This is a genomic window from Pseudomonas sp. BLCC-B112 (assembly GCF_028550695.1).
GTDB classification, from domain to species: Bacteria; Pseudomonadota; Gammaproteobacteria; order Pseudomonadales; family Pseudomonadaceae; genus Aquipseudomonas; species Aquipseudomonas danubii.
Genome location: NZ_JAQQGK010000006.1, coordinates 36,848 through 61,458, shown reverse-complemented (window position 1 = coordinate 61,458; position 24,611 = coordinate 36,848). Strand labels below are relative to the sequence as shown.

Annotated in this window: 18 protein-coding genes and 1 tRNA gene; 4 read left to right on the top strand and 15 right to left on the bottom strand. The window is 60.3% G+C overall.

Annotation, left to right across the window (positions count from 1 at the left end; translation table 11 throughout):
* Positions 1 to 65: 65 nt before the first annotated feature.
* Both PQT43_RS16800 and PQT43_RS16795 read right to left on the bottom strand, forming a co-directional pair.
* Positions 66 to 1,748: a flavin monoamine oxidase family protein gene (locus tag PQT43_RS16800; RefSeq protein ID WP_272754329.1), complete on the bottom strand. Its 1,683-nt coding sequence runs from the start codon at positions 1,746 to 1,748 to the stop codon at positions 66 to 68.
* A 176-nt stretch (positions 1,749 to 1,924) separates the two neighbouring features.
* On the bottom strand, positions 1,925 to 2,386 hold the full coding sequence (locus PQT43_RS16795) for an Lrp/AsnC family transcriptional regulator (protein ID WP_011063845.1): 462 nt from the start codon (positions 2,384 to 2,386) through the stop codon (positions 1,925 to 1,927).
* A 206-nt stretch (positions 2,387 to 2,592) separates the two neighbouring features.
* On the opposite strand from PQT43_RS16795, the gene PQT43_RS16790 reads away from it, so the two are divergent.
* Positions 2,593 to 4,968 carry a glucose/quinate/shikimate family membrane-bound PQQ-dependent dehydrogenase gene (locus PQT43_RS16790; RefSeq protein ID WP_272754328.1) on the top strand — a complete coding sequence of 792 codons (2,376 nt, stop codon included), beginning with the start codon at positions 2,593 to 2,595 and terminating at the stop codon, positions 4,966 to 4,968.
* 174 nt (positions 4,969 to 5,142) lie between these two features.
* Here the strand turns inward: PQT43_RS16790 and PQT43_RS16785 are convergent.
* From PQT43_RS16785 to rpsU, 5 genes are all read right to left on the bottom strand, one after another.
* A tRNA-Ile gene (locus PQT43_RS16785) sits at positions 5,143 to 5,219 on the bottom strand.
* A 15-nt stretch (positions 5,220 to 5,234) separates the two neighbouring features.
* The gene (locus tag PQT43_RS16780; protein WP_170002865.1) at positions 5,235 to 8,978 is read right to left on the bottom strand and encodes a bifunctional diguanylate cyclase/phosphodiesterase; all 3,744 of its coding nucleotides are present in this window, start codon (positions 8,976 to 8,978) and stop codon (positions 5,235 to 5,237) included.
* Positions 8,979 to 9,088: 110 nt separating this feature from the next.
* On the bottom strand, positions 9,089 to 10,936 hold the full coding sequence (rpoD, locus tag PQT43_RS16775) for an RNA polymerase sigma factor RpoD (RefSeq protein WP_102861933.1): 1,848 nt from the start codon (positions 10,934 to 10,936) through the stop codon (positions 9,089 to 9,091).
* Between the two features lie 67 nt (positions 10,937 to 11,003).
* Positions 11,004 to 12,977: a DNA primase gene (dnaG, locus tag PQT43_RS16770; RefSeq protein WP_110594482.1), complete on the bottom strand. Its 1,974-nt coding sequence runs from the start codon at positions 12,975 to 12,977 to the stop codon at positions 11,004 to 11,006.
* Positions 12,978 to 13,457: 480 nt separating this feature from the next.
* Positions 13,458 to 13,673, bottom strand: a complete 216-nt coding sequence (rpsU, locus tag PQT43_RS16765) for a 30S ribosomal protein S21 (RefSeq protein ID WP_002551877.1) — start codon at positions 13,671 to 13,673, stop codon at positions 13,458 to 13,460.
* Positions 13,674 to 13,873: 200 nt separating this feature from the next.
* Between rpsU and tsaD the strand changes: the two genes are divergently transcribed.
* Positions 13,874 to 14,899: a tRNA (adenosine(37)-N6)-threonylcarbamoyltransferase complex transferase subunit TsaD gene (tsaD, locus tag PQT43_RS16760; protein WP_102861931.1), complete on the top strand. Its 1,026-nt coding sequence runs from the start codon at positions 13,874 to 13,876 to the stop codon at positions 14,897 to 14,899.
* Between the two features lie 38 nt (positions 14,900 to 14,937).
* On the opposite strand, the gene plsY is transcribed toward tsaD, so the two are convergent.
* Positions 14,938 to 15,507 (bottom strand): glycerol-3-phosphate 1-O-acyltransferase PlsY, encoded by a 570-nt coding sequence (gene plsY / locus PQT43_RS16755; protein WP_102861930.1) that lies wholly within the window; start codon positions 15,505 to 15,507, stop codon positions 14,938 to 14,940.
* 74 nt (positions 15,508 to 15,581) lie between these two features.
* On the opposite strand from plsY, the gene folB reads away from it, so the two are divergent.
* Both folB and folK read left to right on the top strand, forming a co-directional pair.
* Positions 15,582 to 15,935 (top strand): dihydroneopterin aldolase, encoded by a 354-nt coding sequence (gene folB / locus PQT43_RS16750; protein ID WP_102861929.1) that lies wholly within the window; start codon positions 15,582 to 15,584, stop codon positions 15,933 to 15,935.
* Positions 15,926 to 16,441: a 2-amino-4-hydroxy-6-hydroxymethyldihydropteridine diphosphokinase gene (folK, locus tag PQT43_RS16745; RefSeq protein ID WP_102861928.1), complete on the top strand. Its 516-nt coding sequence runs from the start codon at positions 15,926 to 15,928 to the stop codon at positions 16,439 to 16,441. The genes folB and folK overlap by 10 nt, the downstream gene beginning before the upstream one ends.
* Before the next feature lie 51 nt (positions 16,442 to 16,492).
* Here the strand turns inward: folK and PQT43_RS16740 are convergent, their stop codons facing one another.
* The 7 genes from PQT43_RS16740 to apaG form a co-directional block, all read right to left on the bottom strand.
* Positions 16,493 to 17,722, bottom strand: coding sequence for a multifunctional CCA addition/repair protein (locus tag PQT43_RS16740; protein WP_102881044.1), 1,230 nt, complete (start codon positions 17,720 to 17,722; stop codon positions 16,493 to 16,495).
* 65 nt (positions 17,723 to 17,787) lie between these two features.
* Entirely contained in the window at positions 17,788 to 19,350 is a 1,563-nt protein-coding gene (locus PQT43_RS16735) for a SpoVR family protein (protein ID WP_102861926.1), read from the bottom strand.
* Positions 19,347 to 20,621 carry a YeaH/YhbH family protein gene (locus PQT43_RS16730; RefSeq protein WP_102861925.1) on the bottom strand — a complete coding sequence of 425 codons (1,275 nt, stop codon included), beginning with the start codon at positions 20,619 to 20,621 and terminating at the stop codon, positions 19,347 to 19,349. Before PQT43_RS16730 ends, PQT43_RS16735 begins: the two co-directional genes overlap by 4 nt.
* 118 nt (positions 20,622 to 20,739) lie before the next feature.
* The gene (locus tag PQT43_RS16725) at positions 20,740 to 22,662 is read right to left on the bottom strand and encodes a PrkA family serine protein kinase (RefSeq protein ID WP_016967942.1); all 1,923 of its coding nucleotides are present in this window, start codon (positions 22,660 to 22,662) and stop codon (positions 20,740 to 20,742) included.
* 299 nt (positions 22,663 to 22,961) lie between these two features.
* Entirely contained in the window at positions 22,962 to 23,291 is a 330-nt protein-coding gene (glpE, locus tag PQT43_RS16720; RefSeq protein WP_102861924.1) for a thiosulfate sulfurtransferase GlpE, read from the bottom strand.
* Positions 23,292 to 23,324: 33 nt separating this feature from the next.
* Positions 23,325 to 24,194: a symmetrical bis(5'-nucleosyl)-tetraphosphatase gene (locus PQT43_RS16715; RefSeq protein WP_102861923.1), complete on the bottom strand. Its 870-nt coding sequence runs from the start codon at positions 24,192 to 24,194 to the stop codon at positions 23,325 to 23,327.
* Positions 24,194 to 24,574 carry a Co2+/Mg2+ efflux protein ApaG gene (gene apaG, locus PQT43_RS16710; RefSeq protein WP_025131262.1) on the bottom strand — a complete coding sequence of 127 codons (381 nt, stop codon included), beginning with the start codon at positions 24,572 to 24,574 and terminating at the stop codon, positions 24,194 to 24,196. The genes PQT43_RS16715 and apaG overlap by 1 nt, the downstream gene beginning before the upstream one ends.
* Between the last annotated feature and the right edge of the window lie 37 nt (positions 24,575 to 24,611).

Genomic DNA, 24,611 nt, shown 5'->3' with positions numbered 1-24,611 from the left:
ACGGTCCGGCGCCGAGCCCCCAAGGAGCTCTCGCCGGTATTCGCTGCAGCCGCGCTCAGTATTGTTCAATCCGCCAGGGCGATAGGCCCGATCTCATGGAACACATCCCCTGGCCCCGGGTTCTCGGCATGGGTAGCGCCGCCGAAGTGTTTCATGATCCCCCACACGGCGTTGAGCGACGTTTGCACCGCGCCCTCGACCCAGGCCGGGGTCCAGGACACATCGTCACCTGCGATGAAAATGCCGCGCTGTTCGGCAGGCATGTCTTCCTGCATGAAGTGCGCGTACATCCTTTGGTTGTAGCGGTAGTGGCCCGGCAATGCGCCCTTGAAGGCGCCGAGGAAGTGCGGATCGGCTTCCCAGGACACGGTGATCGGATCGCCGATGATGCGGCTGGCGATGTCCACTTTGGGGTAGATCTTTTTCAGTGCGTCCAGGGCCAGTTTCACGCGCTTTTCCACGGGCTGCGGGAGCATCTTCAGGGCATCGCTCATCCACGAGTAGGACAGGCAGATCACCCCCGGCTTGTCGTCGCCGTTATCGAACAGGTAGGTGCCGCGGGTCAGGCGGTCGGTGAGGGTCATGCTCATCAGGTCGCGGCCGGTTTCCGGGTCCTTGTCCTTCCAGAATGGCCGGTCGACCATGACGAAGGTCTTCGACGATTGCATGTAGCGGGTGCGGTCCAGGGCCATCCACATCTTCTGCGAGAACAGCGACTCCTCGCATTCGATCTGGGTGGTCAGCAGCCAGCTCTGGCAGGTGGTCAGCACGGCCGCGTATTCCCGGGTATCGCCCCAATTGTCGGTGACACTGAAGCGGCCGTCGGCGGCCCGGGCAATGCGCTTGACCCCGGTGCGTGGTGCACCGTTGTGCAGCGAGCTGAGGCTGGTGCCGGTCGGCCAGTGGGCGCAACGCTCGGGTACGTGGCGCCAGATGCCCAGGGGCACCTGCTCGACGCCGCCCACCACCAGATGCTGGTGGTCGTCGCAGTTGGTCATCACCACGCGGAAGATTTCCAGCATCGAGTTGGGGAAGTCCGAGTCCCAGCCGCCGGTGCCGAAGCCCACCTGGCCGAACACTTCACGGTGGTGGAACGACAGCTTGGCGAAGGCCTTGGAGGTGGCGACGAAGTCGTAGAACGTGCGGTCGTCCCACAGTGGCACCAGGATGTTCCACAACTCCTTGAGGCGCGGCACATCGCGGTCGCGAATGGCTTGCTGGATCTCGCTGAAGCGCGAGCCGTCCTCCAGGGCGTCGGCCCAGGCGTCGGCGACTTCCTGGAACAAGGCCGGCAGGTCAGCCAGTTTCTGGGCGTAGTGGGTCTGGCCTTCGAGATCGATGACCGTGCTGCCCGAAGCCGGGGTCAGCGGGTTAGGGAAGGGCTTGGTTTCAAGGCCGAGCTTGTCGACGTAGTGATAGAAGGCCGTGGACGACACCGGAAAGCGCATGCCGCCCAGCTCGGCGATGATCCCTTCGGCACCTTCGAAGGCCTGGGAGCGCAGGCGACCGCCCATCTTCGACGCTTCATAGACCACCGGCTTGAGGCCCAGCTTCATCAGTTCGTAGGCGGCCACCAGCCCGGCGATACCGGCGCCGACAATGGCCACTTCGGTGCCGTGCTGGGCTTGGGGAATGCTGCCCAGGCCGGCGGGATGCTCGATCCAGTCGTCGAAGGCGAAAGGGAAATCTGGGCCGAAAATGGTGATCGGCTTCTTACCGTCTGCAGGATGGCGATTGTTCTTGTTCATGGCTGACCTTGGCGGGCGGCTCAGCAGAGTGCTGAGTATAGGAAAAGATGGCAGCCATTCTAGAGAGGGTGAAACACGTAAATAAGACGCAAACTGTCGTCGTTATGCATTGTTATTTATCAATATGACGAACAGGTGATTCAGATTGACGGCGGAGTGCTATCGGCTGCGGCACGTCAGAGCGCATGCCCGCGATCGATCTTGCTGCTGAGGATGATCGAGGTGGTGGTCTTTTCCACGCCGTCGACGCTGCCGATCTGGTCCAGCAACTGGTCCAGCTGTTCCGGCGAGTCGGTGCGCAGCCAGGCCACGTAATCGAACTCACCGCTCACCGCGCACAGTTGCTGGACCTGAGCCATGCCACTCAGGCGGCGCAGCACTTCCTTGCCGGAGCGCGGCTGGACCTTGATCCCCACATACGCCTGCAAGCCGCCGTCGACCACCCTCTGACCCAGGCGCACGCCATAGCCGGTGATGACTCGGGTCTTTTCCAGGCGCGCCAGGCGCGAAGTCACGGTGGTGCGGGCGATACCCAACTGCCGGGCCAGCATGGCCACGCTCTCGCGGGCGTTGATCTGCAGGGCGGCGATCAACTGACGGTCGACTTCATCAAGAACGGGAGGGCGGCTATCGGACAAGATGGGCTCCAGCACGGCTATCGAGGGAGCGAGCATGTTACAGCCTCGGGCAAACCCTGGCTGCTGCTGCCGATTGTCTGTTCGGATCGGGGGCTGATCTTTGGCGATCGGGACTTTTTTTGAAACAAATAGCCTGCGACAAGTTGTCATAAGTAACCAGTTAGTACATTCTCGCGACCTGGTTTTACAGATGGCAGAGGTTTGACATGAAAAACACGGGGGCTGCCACCGGCAGCCGATGGCTCCTGATGGGGCTGGGCGTTCTGATTGCCCTGATCGGGCTAGGCCTGGCGGGGGGCGGTGGCTATCTCCTGAGCCTGGGAGGCAGCGCCTACTTCTTGTTGATGGGCCTGGCGATGCTGGTGTCCGGCGTGCTGATCGCCCGGGCGAATCCCCGTGGTGCAAGGCTGTACGGCGTGGCCCTGGTGCTGACGGCGATCTGGGCGGTCTGGGATGCGGGCCTGGAATACTGGCCGCTGGTTTCGCGGGTGCTGACCTTTGCCGTGATCGGCTTGGTGGTGGCGCTGATGTACCCGACCCTGGTGCGTGCCTCCGGTGCTCGTCCCGGGCGTGGGGCCTATGGCTTGGCTGGGCTGCTGGGCGTTGGCGTAGTGGCGACCCTGGCCTACATGTTCGTGCCGACCCACCTGGTCAAGGCGGACAAGGTGCCGGCGATCCAGCCCGTGGCGCCGGGCACTGAACAGAAAGATTGGGCCCACTGGGGCAACACCACGGCGGGCAACCGCTTTGCCGCCCTGGACCAGATCAACAAGGGCAATATCGGCCAACTGCAAGTGGCCTGGACCTTCCGCACCGGTGACCTGCCTGAAAGCAACGGCGCTGGTGCCGAAGACCAGAACACCCCGCTGCAGATCGGCGATACCGTCTACACCTGCACCGCCTACGGCAAGGTGTTCGCCCTGGACGCCGACACCGGCGCCGAGCGCTGGAAGTTCGACCCCAAAGGTTACGCGCCCAACTGGCAGCGTTGCCGTGGCTTGGGCTATTTCGACGCCTCGGCGGTCCCGGTAAGCCAGTCCTCGGCGCCTGCCGCTGCTCCTGCGGCTTGCACCAGGCGCCTGTTCCTGCCGACCGGTGATGCGCGGCTGATTGCACTCGATGCTGAAACCGGCAAGCCCTGTGAAGACTTCGGCCTCCAGGGCACGGTCGATCTGAAAACCGACATGGGCGAGATCAAGCCGGGCTACTACCAGCAAACCTCGACTCCCCTGGTGGCCGGTACCGTGGTCATCGTCGGCGGCCGGGTGGCGGATAACTTCTCCACGGGCGAACCACCGGGCGTGGTGCGTGCCTTCGATGTGCGCAGTGGTGAACTGATGTGGGCCTGGGACCCGGGCAACCCGGCCACCACCAAGCGTCCGCCAGCGGGTGAAACCTATACCCGTGGCACCCCGAACGTCTGGTCGGCGATGTCCTATGACGCCAAGCTGGGCCTGGTGTACCTGCCCACCGGCAACGCCACGCCGGATTTTTTCGGCGGTCAGCGCAGCGAGTTCGATGACCAGTGGAGCTCCTCGGTTGTCGCCCTTGATGTGAAGACCGGCCAGGTGCGCTGGCACTTCCAGACCACCCACCACGACCTCTGGGATTTCGACCTGCCGGCGCAGCCGCTGCTGTACGACATCCCGGACGACAAGGGCGGCGTGCAGCCGGCGCTGGCGCAAGTCACCAAGCAGGGCGAGATCTTCGTGCTCAACCGCGAGACCGGCAAACCCATTGCTCGGGTGGAAGAGCGGCCGGTGCCCCAGGGCAATGTGCCGGGTGAGCGTTACTCGCCGACCCAGCCGTTCTCGGTGGAGATGCCATCCATTGGCAACCAGACCCTGACCGAATCCGATATGTGGGGCGCAACACCCTTCGACCAACTGATGTGCCGCATTCAGTTCAAGGGCATGCGCCATGAAGGTGTGTACACCCCGCCCGGGTTGGATCACGCACTGCAGTTCCCAGGCTCCCTGGGAGGCATGAACTGGGGCAGCGTGTCGGTGGACCCCACCAGCCACTACATGTTCGTCAACGACATGCGTCTGGGCCTGGCCAACTACATGATCCCTCGGGATCAGATCGCTGCCGGTGCCAGTGGTATCGAAATGGGCGTAGTGCCCCAGGAAGGCACGCCGTTCGGTGCCATGCGCCAGCGTTTCCTCTCGGCAGTTGGCATTCCTTGTCAGAAGCCGCCGTTCGGCACCATGTCGGCCATTGATCTGAAGACCAGGAAGTTGGTGTGGCAGGTGCCAGTGGGCACTGTGCAGGACACAGGTCCGCTGGGGATTCGCATGCACTTGCCGATTCCTATCGGCATGCCGACCCTGGGCGCTTCCCTGGCGACCCAATCCGGCCTGTTGTTCTTCGCCGGCACCCAGGACTTCTACCTGCGGGCCTTCGATACCGGCAATGGCAACGAAATCTGGAAGGCGCGCTTGCCGGTCGGTAGTCAGTCGGGGCCGATGACATACGTTTCGCCCAAGACCGGGCGCCAGTACATCCTGCTTACGGCAGGCGGTGCTCGTCAGTCGACGGACCGTGGCGATTATGTGATTGCCTACGCGCTGCCTAAATAGACACCGCGTCACGGCACTCTAAAAAAGCCGCGCCCTGCGCGGCTTTTTCATCAGCGCACGCCAGGTACTTCGGTCCTGGGTGATGCTGGAAAAGACTGCGCGAAGCGCGCCATGTCCTGTTGCCAGGCAAAACCTGCGGGCACAAAAAAGCCGCGTATCACGCGGCTTTCAATTTGGTGGGCCCACACGGACTTGAACCGTGGACCAAAGGATTATGAGTCCTCTGCTCTAACCAACTGAGCTATAGGCCCTCAGTAGGCGGCGGATTATAACGATGGTTTCTCGGCTGTGCTATCCGAAAAGTCGGAAACCCGGATCTGCAGGAAGGTTGCGCAGAACTCATCGGCTTCCAGGGGCAGGCTGACGATGTAGCCCTGGATCTGCTCGCAGCCTTCGAGAGTGAGGAAGGTCTGCTGGGCCTGGTTTTCAACACCTTCGGCAATGACCGTGAATTGCATGCTGCGGCCCAGGGCGATGATGGCGCGGACTATCGCCACATCGTGGGGGTCGTCCGGCAAGCCGCGGACGAATGATTGGTCGATCTTGAGAAAATCCAGAGGCAGGCGCTTGAGATAGCTCAAGGACGAGTAGCCGGTGCCGAAGTCGTCGATGGCCAGTTGCATTCCCAGATGTTTGAGCTGATGCAGTACCTCCAGGGCTTCTTCAGCCTGGCTCATGATGAAGTTCTCGGTGATTTCCAACTGCAGCAACCCAGGCGGCAGGTCATAGTCGCGCAGCAGTTGTTCGATGCGGCCCAGCAGGTTGGGTTGGCGCAACTGGGCACCTGCCAGATTCACTGACAGTGGCCCGAAATTCTCATAGCGCTGACTCCAGGTATGGAGTTGCTGGCAGGCCCGTTCCAGTACCCAGTCCCCGATCAGCAGGATCATGCCGTTCTCTTCCGCCAATGGAATGAAATGCTCGGGGGGGACGTCGCCGAAGTTGGGGTGGTGCCAGCGAATCAGCGCTTCGGCCCCCACCAGTTCGTGGCTGCTGAGGCTGATCTTGGGTTGGAAATAAAGAGACAGCTCTCCACGTTCGATGGCTCGGCGCAGTTCGTGCTCCAGGGCGACACGTTCGCTGGCCTGGGCGGTCAGGTCGCGGGTGTAGCGCTCGACCCGGTTGCGCCCCTTGGCCTTGGAGCGATACATGGCGGCGTCGGCGTTCTTGATCAGCGTGGCAACGTCGCAACCATCCTTGGGGTACAGGCTGGTGCCGATGCTGGCGCTGATGAAGAACTCGTGCTCGCCGGCCTGGAAGGGGGCGGTGAAGCAGTTCAGCAGCTTGGTGGCGATATGGTCGGCGTCGCTGGCCTGGTGCAGGCCCGGAAGCAAGATGATGAATTCGTCCCCACCCAGGCGGGCGACAGTGTCGATGTCTCGCAACTGCTCCTTCAGACGTACCGCGATGCCTTTGAGCAGTAGGTCGCCCACCGGGTGCCCAAGGCTGTCGTTGATGTGCTTGAAGCGATCCAGGTCGAGAAACAGCACGGCTCCCTGGCTGCCGTTTTCCTCTTGGCTGTTGAGCGCGGTCAGTAAGCGGCTTTCGAACAAGGTGCGGTTCGGCAGTCCGGTGAGGGGATCGTGGTGGGCCTGGTAGTCGAGGCGTGCCTGGGCATGCTTGAGGCTGGAGATGTCGGCGAACACCGCAACGAAATGGGTGATCTGCCGATCCTTGTTGCGCACTGCGTTGATCGTCAGCCAGTTGGGGTAGAGCTCGCCGTTCTTGCGACGGTTGGAGATCTCGCCCTGCCAGTGGCCTTCCAGGGTCAGTTGGTGCCACATCGCCGCGTAGAAGGCGCTGTCATGCAGGCCGGACGCCAACAGGCGCGGTGTGTGTCCCAGGGTTTCACTTTCGCTGTAACCGGTGATCTCGCTGAAGGCACGATTGACGGCGCTGATGCGCTGCTGGGTATCGGTGATCATTACGCCTTCGGCGGTGCTCTCAAACACCGTGGCGGCCTGCTGCAGTTTTTCCTGCATCAACTGGCGGTCGGTGATATCCCGGGCAATGGTCAGCATGCAGTCGTCGTCGCCAATGGGCAGCGGTCGGCTCGACAGTTCACAGAGACGGATCTGGCCATCGTTGCGTCGGATGTGGCAGCTGAAGTCACGGACAAAACCGTCCCGCTGCAGCAGGTCGAGCAGCTGCTTGCGCTCGTTGAGGTTGACCCAGATTCCCAGGTCCAGAGTCGAACGATCCAGGGACATGGCACTGTTGAAGCCGGTGATGCGGCTAAAGCCCTCGTTGACCTCGATCAGCAGTCCATCCCGTTGCCGGGTCAGCAACAGCCCATCTGGCGAAGCATGGAAGGCTTTGGCGAACTTCTCCTCTGAGATCTGCAACTGTTGCTGGGTTTCCTTGAGCTGGCTGATGTCGCGCACTACCACCACCAGCGCCGGGGTGGTGTCGAGGTCGAAGGGTTCGGCGGAGATCAGGCCGGTGAAGACTTGGCCATTGTGGCGGCGGAAGGGCATTTCCAGGTTGCGGATGCTACCGGCCTGCAAGCGCTGCAAGAGGCTCGGGCCGACCCCCGGGATGCCCCAGATATTCAGTTCGGTGGCGGTCTGGCCAATCACGGTTTCGGCGCTCAGGCCGATCTGCTCCTCGAAGGCCTTGTTGACCTCCAGCAGGCAGCCGTCGGACAGGCGCGCGATGACCAGGATGTCCGGGCACTGCTGGAACACCGAGGCGAACTTCTGCTCGGAAAGGCGCAGGGCCTCTTCAGTGTGCTTGGTCTCGCTGATGTCGATCATCAGGCCGCGCATCACCGGCTCATGGCCGTGTTCGATCAGGCTGACGATATCGCGTACCCAGAGGCATCGGCCGTCGGCGGTGATCACTCGATAGTCGAGGCTGTGGTCGCGTCCGGCCTGTACTTCGTGGTCGCAGAAGGCCTGGGCGCGAGTCAGGTCGGCGGGGTGGATGATGTTGCGCCAGAACCCCGGGATCAGCCAGTGGGATAGGGGGTAGCCCAGCAGCGCCTCGGCATGGGGGGAGACATAGCTGTAAGTGAAGTCGCTGACACGCGCCTCCCAGGCGATGGCCGAGAGGCTCTCCACCAGGCTGCGGTAATGGTATTCACTGCGGCGCAACTCTTGTTCCAGAGCTACTCTGCGGGAGATCTCCGAGCTCAGGCGACGGTTGATGCGGATCACCACCGCCAGCACTGTGACCAACAGCAGGAGGCCGGGCAGGCCGTACATCAGGACATCCGACCAGAACGTCCGATGGTCGAGGACGCTGCCGACCCAATGTTGTTGAATCGCGCTGATTTCCTCGGCACTGAGGTCCGCCAGGACCTTGTCGAGTATGCCCGCCAGGATCTTGCTGTCCCGTGGGACGCCCATGGCCAACTGGTAGCGATAAGGGGTTTCGCCGCTGACGTACAGGCCCTCGAGCTTGAGCTGGCGCAGGCTCCAGACACTGGAGGCCAGATCGCCCACTACGGCGTCCACCTCGTCGGTGGCCAGGGCCTGCAGGGCCGAGCTGATATTGGGCAGCGCCACCAGGTTCAGGTCCGGGTGTTGGGTGCGCAGCAACTCGTGAGGGGCGTAGTTCTCCACCACCGCGACCTTGATGCCGTAAAGATCCTTGAGGTTGCGCGGTTGTGCGCCACCTGCATGGGCCAGGATAACAATGGGGAAGTCGAGATAGGGGCGGGTGAAGGCCATGTAACTCTGGCGTTCCGGGGTCGACATGATGCCGGGCAGCAGGTCCAGCTTGCCTTGCTTGGCATCTTCGAGCACGGCGGTCCAACTGGCCGGTTCGACGGGCGTCAGGGTGATTGACAGGCGTTCCTGGATCAGATGGATGTAGTCCGCTGCCAGGCCCTGGTAGCGGCCCTCTTCATCCCGATACTCAAAGGGCGGCCAGGAGGCATCTATACCCAGGCGCAGTTGCGGATGGGCCTTGAGCCAGCCACGTTCTTCATCGGTGAGAGTCAGCGCGCCAGCCGTTGCGGTCCAGGTAAGTAGCGCCAGCAGAAGCATGGCCGACAGTCTGGGCATAACCGTCTCGTTATGGCACGGGGAATGTTTCGAGTGTAGACGGGCTATGGGGGTGGGGGAGGGAGGATCTGCAAAAAGCAAAACCCCCAGCTGGGCTGGGGGTTTTGGGCTTACTCGTCGAGGAAGGAGCGCAGATGCTCGCTTCGCGTCGGGTGGCGCAGCTTGCGCAGCGCCTTGGCTTCGATCTGACGAATCCGTTCACGGGTCACGTCGAACTGTTTACCAACCTCCTCAAGGGTGTGGTCGGTATTCATGTCGATGCCGAAGCGCATGCGCAGGACCTTGGCTTCACGGGCAGTGAGGCCGGAGAGTACTTCGCGAGTCGCTTCTTTCAGGCTCTCAACGGTGGCGACATCGATTGGCGACTGCATGGTCGAGTCTTCGATGAAGTCGCCCAGATGGGAGTCTTCGTCATCACCGATCGGGGTTTCCATGGAGATCGGCTCTTTAGCGATCTTCAATACCTTGCGGATCTTGTCCTCAGGCATTTCCATGCGTTCGCCCAGCTCTTCCGGGGTCGGTTCACGACCCATTTCCTGCAGCATCTGCCGGGAAATGCGGTTGAGCTTGTTGATCGTCTCGATCATGTGCACCGGAATACGAATGGTGCGGGCCTGGTCGGCAATCGAGCGAGTGATCGCCTGACGGATCCACCAGGTGGCATAGGTCGAGAACTTGTAGCCGCGACGGTATTCGAACTTGTCTACCGCTTTCATCAAGCCGATGTTGCCTTCCTGGATCAGGTCGAGGAACTGCAGGCCACGGTTGGTGTACTTCTTGGCGATGGAGATCACCAGACGCAAGTTGGCTTCAACCATCTCTTTCTTCGCGCGGCGGGCCTTGGCCTCACCGATCGACATGCGACGGTTGATGTCCTTGATCTCGGCAATCTTCAAGCCGGTTTCAACTTCAAGCGCGGTCAGCTTCTGCTGGCAACGGATGATATCCGGCTGCAGACGGGCAATGGCTTCGGCGTACTTGCTCTTGCCTTTGGCCAGGGCGTCGGTCCAGCTTTCATCCACTTCGTTGCCCGGGAACTGGCGCAGGAAGTCGGCACGCGGCATGCGGGCATCACGCACGCAGAGTTGCATGATGGCGCGTTCTTGCTGACGCAGACGATCCAGGGCGCTGCGTACACGTTCAACCAGGCCTTCGAATTGCTTCGGAACCAGCTTGATCGGCATGAACAGTTCGGCCAGGGCCAACATCTCGGCGATGGCTTGCTTGTTCTCGCGGCCGTGCTTCTTCAGCGCCTTGCGGGTGATCTCCATCTGATCGGCGACGGCGCCGAAGCGCTGTGCAGCGACGACCGGATCCGGACCGCTTTCGGCTTCTTCTTCGTCTTCGGTTGCTTCAGCTTCTTCGTCATCGCTGTCGTCATCCGCTTTCGCGGTTTTGGTGTCGACAGGAGGCGGTACTTCGGCGGCAGGCGGCGTAATGCCGTCATCCGGGTCGATGTACCCGCTGAGAACGTCAGACAGGCGGCCACCTTCGGTGGTGACGCGAGTGTATTCGGAGAGGATGTGATCAACCGTGCCAGGGAAGTGCGCGATTGCGCCCATCACTTCACGGATGCCCTCTTCGATACGTTTGGCGATTTCGATTTCGCCTTCACGTGTGAGCAGCTCTACCGTACCCATTTCGCGCATGTACATGCGCACTGGGTCGGTAGTGCGACCAATGTCGGTTTCCACAGCCGCCAACGCTGCGGCGGCTTCTTCAGCTGCTGCTTCGTCGGTGTCGGCTTCGGCCAACAAAAGGGCATCCGCATCCGGAGCACTCTCGAATACGTTGATCCCCATGTCGTTGATCATGCGGATGATGTCTTCCACCTGTTCCGGATCTGAAATATCCTCCGGCAGGTGGTCGTTGACCTCCGCGTAAGTCAGGTAACCCTGCTCACGTCCACGGCTGATCAACTCTTTGAGGCGAGACTGCTGTTGCGCTTTTCCGGACATAACACCCTATCCACTGAAGGTCTTGGCGGGCAAAAAACAAGCCGAGGATTATACCCGAGCTATGACCTCACGCGCCAGTTGAGGTCGGGTTTGATGCGGGAACATTGCGTTTTAGAAGCTCAACCAGCTGTATTTTCTCTTCGCTGCTGAGCTCGCTTTGGCGCGATTTCCTGAGAAGTTGTTCTAAAACACGCTCGCGTTGGCGAGCGGACAAGCTATTAATGGTGTCGAAAAACTGTTGTTCAAGGTTATCTCCGTCGATCAACCACTCTTTTTCTGCCAGTGCGGTAAGCAGGTGCCCCTGTTGAGTGCCGTGCCAGCGCGCCATCAGCTGATGAATAGAGCGTAGCTTAGGATTTTTCTGTACGGCTTCGATCAGGGCCACCAGCAACTGAGTGTTGGTGTTGTCGTCATCGGCAAAATGTCCGGCATCTTCAACTTTTTCTGCCAGTTGCGGGTGATGCAGCAGGGTGCGCAAGGCTGCAAGCGTAGGAGGCTCCACCGCCGCCGGGATGCGAGGGCCGCGAGGCTGGTCGCGATCGCCCTGGCGCTTGCCTTTGCCGTTCTTGTCCCAGGGCTTGTTTTCCCATTTCTTGCCACCGCCGCTTTTCTTCGGCGTCCACTCTTGTTGAGGGGCGTACGCTTCCTGATGGGGCTCGTGGTAGTCGGCATAATCCGGCATGGCGTCGTAGTCGATGCCAGCGTCATAGATTGGGGGGGCTTCCGCTGGGGCGCTGTGGGCTAGTTGATTCACCGTTTCATTGGTCAGGCCGGTGATTTCGGTCAGGCGCTGGCGCATCAGGGTGCGCAGGTTGGCCCCTGGGATTTTCTCGATCAGCGGTGCTGCCAGGGTCGCCAGATGAGCCTTGCCTTCCAGTGAGCGTGGGTCGGCCTCGTCGATCAGTTGCTGAAAGAAATAGTCCGCCAACGGCTGGGCGTGCTGGTTGATGCGGGCGCGGAAGGCGTCTGTGCCTTCGGAGCGGACCAGGGTATCCGGGTCTTCCCCTTCCGGCAGGAAAAGGAAGCGCGCGCGGCGCCCGTCCTGCAGGCAGGGCAGGGTGGCCTCGAGGGCGCGCCAGGCAGCTTTGCGTCCGGCTTGGTCGCCGTCAAAGCAGAACAATACGTTGGGCACAATGCGGAACAGGCGCTTGAGGTGTTCCTCGCTGGTGGCGGTGCCCAGAGTCGCGACGGCATTGCGCAGGCCTTGCTGGGCCAGGGCGATCACGTCCATATAGCCTTCGACGACGATGATCTCGTCGAGGTTGCGGTTGTTCTTGCGAGCTTCGAACAGACCGTAAAGCTCTTGGCCCTTGTGGAATACCGGGGTTTCCGGAGAGTTCAGGTATTTGGGTTTGTCGTCCCCCAGAACCCGGCCGCCGAAGGCAATGATCCGGCCGCGGGTATCGCGGATCGGGAACATCACGCGATCGCGAAAGCGGTCATAGCGTTTGCCGGTCTCGGCGTTCTCAATCAGCAGCCCGGCATCGATCATGGCCTTCTGCTGCAGAGTGTCGCTGCTCAGGTGCTTGAACAGGTTGTCCCAGCCGGGCGGCGCAAAACCCAGGCCGAAGTCCCGGGCAATTTCGCCGGTGAGGCCGCGCCCCTTGAGGTAGTCGACTGCTGCCTTGCGTGCCGGGTGGCTTTTCAGTGCCTGGCGATAGTAGTCGGCAGCGGCGCTGAGCAGCGGGTACAGCGGTGAGTCTGTGGGTTGTCGGGGTTTGCGCTGGCCACGATTGCTTTCCTCGCGGGGGATCTCCATGCCGGCAGCTTTCGCCAGTTCCTCGACGGCCTGGGGAAAGTCCAGATTGTCGTGGTCCATGATGAAGCCGAGGGCATTGCCGCCTGCGCCGCAACCGAAGCAGTAATAGAACTGCTTGTCGGGGCTGACGCTGAAGGAGGGGGTCTTTTCCTTGTGGAATGGGCAACAGGCTGTGTAGTTCTTGCCGGCTTTCTTGATCTGCAGGCGCGAGCTGACTACATCGACGATGTCGGTGCGGTTCAGAAGGTCGTCAATAAAGCTCTGGGGAATAAGCCCGGCCATTGCGTTCTCGTCATCACTGCGGGGAAAAATAGCCCTGGCGACGCTGTCGAAAGATCAGGTGAGGCGGGGCCTGAAGAGGGCGCGGCTCGACCTGGTTTTCGGCTTGATCGCAGTCGGGAAGTGTATCTGCCGAACGTCCACTGACGTTAATTGCAATCAGTATTCGACTATTTGAGGCAGTGCGCTGAGTCCGACAGTGGCCATTGGAGGGCCTCGGATAGCTCATCAAGCGGGCGCTGGAGAAGGGCGCCTTGGGCTGATCGTCTGCAGGAATCAGTAAGGGTGTGCTCGTCAGTAGCCTTGGAAGGCTCGTCAGAAAAGACGTGCACCGCTGGCAAGAAGCCAGGTCTGACGTGGTGAAGCAGATTCGTCTGGGTCGCATGGGCGGCTTTGACGGTGAAGCATCAAGCGTATTCCGCAAATGCCATTAGCCCGGCTGAGGGCCGGGCTTGGCAGAAGCTTGCAGCGAACGTCTGTGTATTAGTACAGACGTACGGCGCGGCGCTGTTCGCGCTGAACTTTCTTGGCGTGACGCTTAACAGCAGCAGCTGCTTTGCGCTTACGCTCGGAAGTCGGCTTCTCGTAAAATTCGCGGCTACGAACTTCAGCCAGAACACCGGCTTTTTCGCAGGAGCGCTTGAAACGACGCAGAGCTACGTCGAAGGGTTCGTTCTCTTTAACTTTGACGGCTGGCATCCAGAGCTACCTTCATTCATTACCGGGGTCAACGTTCTCGTCGCAAAAATCGCGGCTGAGGTCGTCGGTTTTTAAGGGTTGCGGATGTTAACCCCTCAACGCTCGGAATGCAAAGCCTCTGATCGAAAACCGCTGGCCGGGCGCGGGAGTGGCGACTATTATGCGCGCCTTCGAATTCAGCCTCTACAAGGCGCAAACCCATGCTAGTACTGGGATTAGAAACCTCCTGCGACGAAACCGGCGTCGCGCTTTACGACAGTGAGCGTGGCCTGCTGGCCGATGCGCTGTTCAGTCAGATCGACCTGCATCGCGTCTACGGTGGCGTGGTGCCGGAACTGGCCTCTCGTGACCACGTCAAGCGTATGCTGCCCCTGATTCGCCAGGTCCTGGCGCAAGCTGACTGTGTCTCCACCGAGATCGATGCCATTGCCTACACTGCGGGCCCCGGCTTGGTGGGCGCCTTGTTGGTAGGTGCCTCCTGCGCCCAGGCGCTGGCCTTTGCCTGGGGGATTCCGGCCCTGGGCGTGCATCACATGGAAGGTCACCTGCTGGCGCCGATGCTCGAGGAGCATCCGCCGGAATTTCCGTTCGTCGCTTTGTTGGTGTCGGGCGGCCACACCCAGTTGGTCCGGGTTGATGGCATCGGCCAATACCAGCTGTTGGGCGAGACCCTGGACGATGCGGCAGGCGAAGCGTTCGACAAGACCGCGAAAATGATTGGCCTGAATTATCCAGGCGGCCCCGAGATCGCCCGCCTGGCAACACAGGGTGTCCCTGGGCGTTTTGTCTTCCCGCGGCCAATGACCGATCGTCCGGGCCTGGACTTCAGCTTCAGCGGCTTGAAGACCTTCGCCCTGAACACCTGGCAGCAGTGCGTCAGTGCTGGAGACGACGGTGAGCAAACCCGTTGCGACATCTCTCTCGCCTTCCAGCAAGCGGTGGTGGAAACTTTGACCATCAAGTGCAAGCGCGCCTTGAAGCAGACAGGCCTCAAGCGCGTGGTCATTGCCGGGGGTGTGAGTGCCAACAAGGCCCTGCGAGCCTCCCTGGAAAACATGCTCGCCGAGATGAACGGCAATGTGTTCTACGCTCGTCCCGAGTTCTGCACCGACAACGGCGCGATGATCGCCTATGCCGGCTGTCAGCGTTTGCAGGCCGGACAGCAGGAAAGCCTGGCGATCAGTGTGCAGGCACGCTGGCCGATGGAGCAGCTGTCAGCACTCTGAGAGAGGCGCGCAAGCTGAAGTCTTTTCATCTGTAGGATTCAAAAATGCCGTTCGCGCCCGGCAAACAGGTCGCGTAGATTGCCGCGATGGCGCCAAACGATCAGTAGCGTGAGTACGCTCATCGGTAGTAGTGCCTCAGGTTCCTGCCAGGCCAGTAGCGGCAGGGTCAGGGGTGTGGCGATCAAGGCGGCCAGTGAGCTGGTGCGGGTCAGGTAGAAGGTCAGCGCCCAGGCGGCGATGGCCAGGAGCGCCGCCGGGGGATAGAGCCCCAGCAACATGCCGGCAGCAGTGGCGACGCCTTTGCCGCCGCGAAAGCGGAAGTACAGTGGGAACAGGTGGCCGATTACGGCGTAGAGTCCGATCCACGCCTGTTGCTGCAACGAAAGCCCCGCAAGGTGGGCGATCAGCACAGGCACCAGGCCTTTGCACAGATCCCCCAGCAGGGTTAGGACAGCGAGTTTTTTGCCGGCCAGGCGCAGCATGTTGGTGGCACCGGCATTGCCCGAACCACTCATTCGCGGGTCGGGGTTGCCCGTGAGGCGGCTGAGCAAAATGGCGAAGGACAGAGAGCCAAGCAGGTAGGCGAGAATCGCCAGTAACCAAAACATGCTAACTATTCCGGGCGAGGATGCCCTGATTCTAACGGCGCATTGCGCCCTTGTCGTGCTGCGGAGAAGAGTGCTTGGACAGAGTGTTTATCGAAGGACTGGAAGTGGACACCGTGATTGGAGCCTACGACTGGGAGCGTGGCATCCGACAGTGTCTGCGTCTTGATCTGAGCTTTGCTTGGGATAATCGCCCGGCTGCTGCTGGGGACGATCTGACGCTGGCGTTGGATTATGCCAGTGTTTCCGCGCGGATCCAGGCGTTTGCCGAGCAGGCCCAGTACCAGTTGGTGGAAACCTTTGCCGAGCGTCTTGCCGAAGTGTTGATGAGCGAGTTTCACATTCCTTGGCTGCATTTGAAGCTGACCAAGCCAGGCGCTGTTCCGGCCGCCACTGGCGTGGGTGTGGAGATCGAGCGCGGATGTCTCTGACTCAGGTGTTTCTGGGGCTTGGTAGCAATATCGAGCGTGAAGCTCATCTGCGGGCCGGGCTCGATGCCTTGGCCGGTTTCCTGGTGGATATGCGTTGCTCGGCAGTGTTTGAAAGCCAGCCGGTGGGAATCAAGAGCGGTCCGTTCTTCAATCTGGTGGTGTCGGGTTACACCGACTTGCCGTTGACTGAACTGGACCGGCGTTTGAAGTTCATCGAGGCGGACAACGGTCGTTATGCCCCGGACCGCAAAGGTTTGCCACTGGATATCGATGTGCTGCTGTACGGCGACCTGACTGGCAATTTCGATGGCTTGATCCTGCCCCGTGCGGAAATCCTGAAGAATGCCTTTGTGCTTTGGCCGTTGTCGCTGATGGCGCCGGAGCGGCTACACCCATTGGCCGGCAAGAGCCTGGGGATGCTTTGGGATGAGGCGCAGATCGATCAGGTTCTAGCGCCTGTGGCGTTCGAATGGCAGGGCAGGCAACTGACGCCTCCGGGCCTGTAACTCCTCGGACTCTCCTTGTGCTGACAAGGCTGGAGCCTTGTCAGCAGTTTCTCAGGATGCGTGCTGTTCCTTGTAGGTCTTGATTGCCTTCAGTCGCTCCAGCCTCAGCGCCTCACCCAGTTCCGGGCCTTTGAAGCCCTGCTCCAGTAAAGGTTGAACCGCCACTGAGCGCGCCGCGTTGGCGGCGCCGCGCAGGTAATCTGCTTGGGGGTAAGGTCGTGACTCCAGCCCCAGGCGACCACGGGCGTCCATTTCGCAAGCGGCAATGAACTCTTCAAAGCGCTGCGGACGGCGGAAGACGTCGAAGCTTTGCAGCAGCTCAAGCAGTGTCGAAGCCTTCAGTTCCTGGGCCTTGTGGGCGTGGGTGTGATACTGCCCCACCAACAGCGCCAGCTCCTGGCATTCCCGTGGGGCCTTGAAGCGCTCATTGACGGCCTTGATCAGTTCAAGTCCCTTGTGCTCGTGACCAATGTGGCGTGGCCACTCCTCCTCGGGTGTCACGCCTTTGCCCAGGTCGTGGAGCAGGCAAGCCCAACGTACCGAGAGGGGCTGCTGGTGCAGTGCCGCTTGCTGCAACACGCTCAGGGTATGCAGGCCGGTGTCTATTTCCGGATGATGGGTCGGTGGCTGGGGAACGCCGAATAGTGCGTCGACCTCAGGTATCAGTACGGCTAGGGCGCCGCAGTCACGCAATACCTGGATAAAGACCTGAGGCTGATCCTCCATCAAGGCGCGAGACATCTCCTTCCAACTGCGTTCCGCCGTCAGGGCTTGAAGCTCGCCTGACTCGCTGAGTTGGCGCATCAATTCAAGTGTCTCAGGGGCCACGCTGAAGCCCAGGTCGGCGTAGCGCGCGGCAAAGCGTGCCACTCGCAGAACTCGCAGGGGATCTTCGGCGAATGCCGGTGAAACATGGCGCAACAGCCGGTTTTCAAGGTCCTTTTGGCCGTTGTAAGGATCAGTCACAAGACCCTGATCATCTTCGGCCATGGCGTTGATCGTCAGGTCGCGGCGAATCAGGTCCTCTTCCAGGGTGACTTCCGGACTGGCATGGAAAGTGAAACCGCCGTAACCCCGTCCACTCTTGCGCTCGGTTCGAGCGAGGGCATATTCCTCGCCGCTCTTGGGGTGCAAAAACACTGGAAAATCGGCGCCCACCGGGCGAAAGCCCTTGGCGATCATGTCTTGCGCACTGGCGCCCACCACGACCCAGTCGACGTCGGTGACTGGTCTGCCCAGCAGGCGATCGCGTACAGCACCGCCGACTTTATAAATCCGCATAAAAAACCTCCGTTAGCGCGACAGGATAACCCTTGTGCCGCGCTAACGGAGGCTCGTTCTTGGGCTCAGAGGTGGATGACTGCCAGGTCCAGTCGTCCGTAGTCGTTTTCGTTGTGATCGCTTCTCGGCGGTACGTGAAGGGTTTTTATCACCTGATCGCCCTGCAGGGTTTCCAAGTGAATATCGAAGCCCCAGAGGCGGTGCAGGTGCTTGAGCACCTCCTCGGTGGAATCCCCCAAGGGTTTGCGATCGTGTTGCTGATGGCGCAGGGTCAGCGAGCGGTCGCCACGACGGTCGATGCTCCAGATCTGCACGTTGGGTTCTCGGTTGCCCAGGTTGTATTGCGCGGCCAGGGTTTCCCGAATGATTCGATAGCCGCTTTCATCATGGATTGCTGGTACCAGCAGGTCATCCTTCTGGTCGTCATCCATGATGCTGAACAGCTTGAGGTCGCGGATCACCTTGGGCGACAGATACTGCAGGATGAAGCTCTCATCCTTGAAGCTGCTCATGGCGAACTTGATGCTCGACAGCCAGTCGGTACCGGCCAGTTCCGGGAACCAGCGGCGATCTTCTTCGGTGGGGTCTTCGCACATGCGGCGGATGTCCCGGTACATGGCAAAACCCAGAGCGTAGGGGTTGATGCCGTTGTAATAAGGGCTGTCGAATCCCGGCTGATAAACCACGCTGGTGTGGGAGGCGAGGAATTCCATCATGAAGCCGTCGGTGACCAGGCCTTCGTCATACAGGTCATTCATCAGGGTGTAATGCCAGAAGGTGGCCCAGCCTTCGTTCATCACCTGGGTCTGGCGCTGCGGGTAGAAGTACTGGGCGATCTTGCGCACGATGCGGACAATTTCTCGCTGCCAGGGCTCCAGCAATGGCGCATGTTTTTCGATGAAATACAGGATGTTTTCCTGAGGCTCGGCGGGGAATCGCGCGTTGTCCTTGTCGCTGTATTTGTCCGCACCTTTGGGAATCGTGCGCCACAGGTCGTTGATCTGTTTCTGCAGGTGCTCTTCCCGGTCCTTCTGCCGACGCCGTTCTTCCTCGGCGGAGATCGGGTAAGGCCGCTTGTAGCGGTCGACGCCGTAGTTCATCAGGGCATGGCAGGAATCCAGCAGATCCTCCACGGCATCAATGCCATGGCGTTCCTCGCATTGCATGATGTACTGCTTGGCGAACACCAGATAATCGATGATCGAGCTGGCATCGGTCCAGGTGCGGAACAGGTAGTTGCCCTTGAAGAAGCTGTTGTGGCCGTAGCAGGCGTGGGCCACCACCAGGGCCTGCATGCAGATGGTGTTCTCCTCCATCAGATAGGCGATGCAAGGGTCTGAATTGATCACGATCTCGTAGGCCAGTCCCATCTGACCACGGCTGTAGGACTTTTCGGTACTGAGAAAGTGCTTGCCGTATGACCAATGGTGATAACCCAAAGGCATGCCCACCGAGGCGTAGGCATCCATCATCTGCTCGGCGGTGATCACCTCGATCTGGTTGGGATAGGTATCCAGAGCATAGCGAGCCGCAATACGGCTGATTTCGCGGTCGTAGGCCTGGATCAGCTCGAAGGTCCATTCCGAGCCCGTTGAGATGGGTTGGCGCTTCTGCTCTCTGGCGGTCATGTCACTAACCTGCGCTGGAAGAGTTCACGGAAGACCGGATAGATATCGCCGGCCGAAACCAATTGTTGCTGGGCGAACGTGTCGGAGAAGGCTTCGGCGATACGTTCGTACTCGAACCACAGGGCCTGGTGCTCACGTGGAGTGATCTCCACGTAGGTGTAGTACTGCACGAAAGGCATGATCTGGTTGATCAGGATATCGCGGCAGATGGGCGAGTCATCGTTCCAGTTGTCGCCGTCGGAGGCTTGTGCGGCGTAGATGTTCCATTCGTTGCTCGGGTAGCGCTCGGCCATGATTTCCTGCATCAGCTTCAGCGCGCTGGAGACGATGGTCCCGCCGGTTTCCCTGGAATAGAAGAACTCTTCCTCATCCACTTCCCGGGCGCTGGTGTGGTGGCGGATGAAGACCACGTCGATCTTGTCGTAGTTGCGCTTGAGGAACAGGTACAAAAGGATGAAGAAGCGTTTGGCTATGTCCTTGGTCGCCTGGGTCATGGAGCCGGATACGTCCATCAGGCAGAACATCACCGCCTTGGAGCTGGGGTTGGGCTGTTTCACCAGCAGGTTGTATTTGAGGTCGAAGGTGTCGAGAAAGGGCACCCGGTGAATCCGCGCACTCAGGCGTTCGATTTCAGCTTCCAGTTCCTGGATATCGCCGAAGTTGTCCGGTTCTTCCCGCTTCAGTCGCTCAAGATCCTCCTTGGCCTCCCGCAGCTTGGCCCGGCTGCTGCCGGACAAGGCAATGCGTCGGGCGTGGGCCGAGCGCAAGGTGCGGATGATGTTGATCCGCGATGGGTTGCCTTCGTTGCTGATCCCGGCACGCACGGTCTTGAAGGTGTCGGTCCCGGTCAGGTTGCGTTTGACCAGGTTGGGCAGCTCCAAATCCTCGAACATGAACTCGAGGAACTCTTCCTGGGTAATCTGGAAGACGAACTCATCCATGCCTTCGCCGGAATTGCCTGCCTTGCCGCGGCCAGCACCGCCTCCACCGCCGCCTTGAGGCCTGGCGATATGTTCGCCTGCGGTGAATTCCTTGTTGCCGGGATGTACCACGGTCTGTTTGCCGCCACGGCCGTGGTGCAGCACCGGTTCGTCGATGTCCCGTCCGGGAATACTGATTTGTTCGCCATGCTCCATATCGGTGATGGAGCGGCGGCTGACGGCCTCTTCGACGGCCTTTTTGATGTGGTCACGGTAGCGCCGCAGAAACCGCTGGCGGTTCACCGTGCTCTTGTTCTTGCCATTGAGACGTCGGTCGATCACATAGCTCATGGGCCCCTCCGGGGAGCTTCAAGACATAAGCCTCAAGCCGTAAGTCACGCTGCAGCAGAGCCTGTGAGGGCTCTACGGCACCGCGCTTGCAGCTTGTGGCTAGAAGCTTGCAGCTGCTTTACTGCGATTTTCTGACCCGCAGATACCATTCGGACAGCAGCCGTACCTGTTTGTCGGTGTAGCCGCGCTCGACCATTCGTGTGACGAAGTCGTTGTGTTTCTGCTGATCCTCCTTGCTGGCCTTGGCGTTGAAGCTGATGACCGGCAGCAGATCCTCGGTGTTGGAGAACATTTTCTTCTCGATGACCACCCGCAGCTTCTCGTAGCTGAGCCAGGTGGGGTTCTTGCCATTGTTGTTGGCTCGTGCCCGCAGGACAAAGTTGACGATTTCGTTGCGGAAGTCTTTCGGGTTGCTGATGCCCGCAGGCTTTTCGATCTTCTCCAGCTCTTCGTTGAGGGCAACGCGATTGAGGATTTCGCCGGTTTCCGGGTCGCGGTATTCCTGATCCTGAATCCAGAAGTCCGCGTAGAGCACGTAACGGTCGAAGATATTCTGGCCGTACTCGCTGTAGGACTCGAGGTAGGCGGTCTGGATCTCCTTACCGATGAACTCGATGTAGCGCGGCGCCAGGTATTCCTTGAGGAAGCGCAGGTAGCGCTCGCGGGTTTCTGCCTGGAACTGCTCCTGCTCGATCTGCTGCTCCAGCACATACAGCAGGTGCACCGGGTTGGCCGCCACTTCATGGGGATCGAAGTTGAAGACTTTTGACAGGATCTTGAAGGCAAAGCGGGTCGATAGGCCGTTCATGCCCTCATCGACGCCGGCACTGTCGCGGTACTCCTGGATCGACTTGGCCTTGGGATCGGTGTCTTTCAGGTTCTCGCCGTCATAGACGCGCATCTTCGAGTAGATATTGGAGTTTTCCGGCTCCTTGAGGCGCGACAGCACAGTGAACTGTGCCAGCATCTTCAGGGTGTCGGGGGCGCAATGGGCTTTGGCCAGCGAGCTGTTGAACAGCAGCTTGTCGTAGATCTTCACCTCATCGCTGACACGCAGGCAGTAAGGCACCTTGACGATGTAGATACGGTCAATGAAGGCTTCGTTGTTCTTGTTGTTGCGGAAGGTGTGCCACTCCGATTCGTTGGAGTGGGCCAGCAGGATGCCGGTGAAGGGGATCGCCCCCAGCCCTTCGGTGCTGTTGTAGTTGCCTTCCTGGGTGGCGGTGAGCAATGGGTGCAGCACCTTGATCGGTGCCTTGAACATTTCGACGAACTCCATCAGGCCCTGGTTGGCCCGGCACAGTGCCCCGGAGTAGCTGTAGGCGTCGGCGTCGTTCTGCGGGAATTCTTCCAGTTTGCGGATATCCACCTTGCCCACCAGGGCCGAGATGTCCTGGTTGTTCTCGTCCCCGGGCTCGGTCTTGGCCACGGCGATCTGGTTGAGAATCGACGGGTACAGTTTCACCACCCGGAACTGGCTGATGTCACCGCCGAACTCCGCCAGGCGCTTGGTGGCCCATGGCGACATGATGGTGTTGAGGTAGCGCCGCGGTATGCCGAAGTCTTCTTCGAGAATGGCGCCATCTTCCGTGGCATTGAACAGGCCCAGCGGCGATTCGAAGACCGGGGAGCCCTTGATGGCGTAGAAGGGCACCTTTTCGATCAGTTGCTTGAGCTTCTCGGCCAGGGACGATTTACCACCGCCCACTGGACCCAGGAGATAGAGGATCTGTTTCTTCTCTTCCAGGCCCTGAGCGGCGTGGCGGAAATAGGAGACGATCTGGTCGATGCATTCTTCCATGCCATGGAAGTCTTCAAAGGCCGGATAGCGCCGGATTACCTTGTTGGAGAAGATTCGCGACAGCCTCGAGTTGGTCGAGGTGTCCAGCAGCTCGGGCTCGCCGATGGCCAATAGCAAGCGCTCGGCGGCGGATGCATAGGCGCTTCGGTCCTTTTTGCAAAGTTCCAGGTATTCCTGCAGCGAAAACTCTTCCTGGCGTGTGGATTCGAAGCGTTGTTGGAAGTGGCTAAAAATACTCATGACGTCACCTCGCTCGATACGTGGAGCCGGCGTCGGATCAGTCAGTCAAGTGCTGGCATGCAACTGAAAGCCCAGTTGCTGTTTACCCCCCAGAACACTTTCAAAGCTATCGACCTTGAAAGCTAGTACCGATGACCCGCTCGCCGGTGTACCGGCTCTCCCCTGATTTGGATGGCCTGAGGCTAAGGATAGTTCGGAATCCGGGAGGTCAAGGCGAGATGGGGAATTAGTTGCGCACTACCGTTCGTCCGGTGGCGCGCAAGCCCGCGTAGTACGCGGGCTAGAGCTACTGAAAAAAATTATTCGGCGGTGCCTTGAGCGATTTCCGTCGGGTAGGTGCTGCGCCATAGTTCGAAGCCGCCATCGAGGCTGTAAACGTCGGAAAAGCCCTGGCTCACCAGATACGCGGCAGCGCTCTGGCTGGAGTTGCCGTGATAGCAGACCACCACCAATGGGGCATCGAGGTCGGCACCGCGAATGAAGTCGGAAATGGAGTGATTATCCAAGTGTTGCGCGCCGCTGATATGGCTCAGTGCATAGGTTTGCGGATCGCGGATATCCACGACCACTGCACCTTGTTCGCGCAGTGCCTGGGCCTGTTCTGGAGGGATGCGTTTGAATTCGCTCATGGCGGGCTCCTGGAGCTAGATAGTCAGCGCCGACTAGCGCTTTGCCGGGACGGGCAAGGGTTCTGGGGAAAGGGGCGCAGTGTGCCCCTGGGCGTCGCAATCGCAGGTCAGGCGCACGCCGGTATCGACATTCAGCAAGGTCATGGCCCCGCCCCATACACAGCCGCTGTCCAGGGCGAAAATGCCGGGTTCGTTGCAATGGCCTTCCAGGGCCGCCCAGTGACCGAAGATGATCTTCAGGTCCCGGGTCTTGCGCTCCTTGTGACTGAACCAGGGCGCGTAGCCCGGTAGTGCGGTGTCCAGTCCTTCCTTGCTCTTGAGGTCGAGCTTGCCCTCGCTGGTGCAGAAACGCATGCGGGTGAAGTAGTTGGTGATGACGCGCAGGCGGGTCACGCCCTTGAGGTCGCTGTCCCATTTGGCTGGATCGTTGCCGTACATGCCGTCCAGGAAGGGCTCGAAGAGGTTGTCGTCACGTAGCGCTTCCTCGACTTCGGCGGCGCACTTGAGCGCCTTCTTCAGGGACCACTGGGGGGCGATGCCGGCATGGACCAGGGCCACGTTGCGGGCTTCGTCGTAATGCATCAGCTTTTGCTGGCGCAACCACTGCAACAGTTCTTCGCAATCAGGGGCTTCAAGGATTTCCCGCAGCGTGTCGGACTTTTTCAGCCGTTCGATATTGCGCCAGGCTGCCAGCAGGTGCAGGTCGTGATTGCCCAGCACGCAAACCAGCGAATCGCGGATGGAATAAAGGTAGCGCAGGGTTTCCAGTGACTGTGGGCCGCGATTGACCAAGTCTCCCACCAGCCACAGGCGGTCCCGGGCAGGGTCGAACGCGACTTGTTCAAGCAGGCACTGCAGCGGTTCCAGGCAGCCTTGCAGATCGCCGACGGCGTAGGTTGCCATCAGTGCAGGGCCCCGGGGACCGCCAGGCGGAAGGGGGCAATGATGGCGTCGAACTGTTTGCCGTCCTCGGCCAGCATCTGGTAACTGCCCTGCATGTTACCGACCCGGGTGGTCATCACCGTGCCGCTGCTATAGGTGTGGCTCTTGCCAGCGGCAATCAATGGCTGCTGGCCAACCACGCCAGCGCCACGAACCTCTTCTACATGGCCATCACCGTCGGTGATTACCCAGTGCCGGGACAGCAGCTTGGCTGGGAGTGATCCGTTGTTCTGAACGGTAATGGTGTAGGCGAAAGCGAAACGGTTCTGCTCGGGTTGCGATTGGTCTGCCAGAAAGCGGGTGACGACGCTGACGTCGACCTGATAACGAGGATCGGACATGCAAAAGGCCTTTAAAGCAAAGCGGGGCGCGGGACAA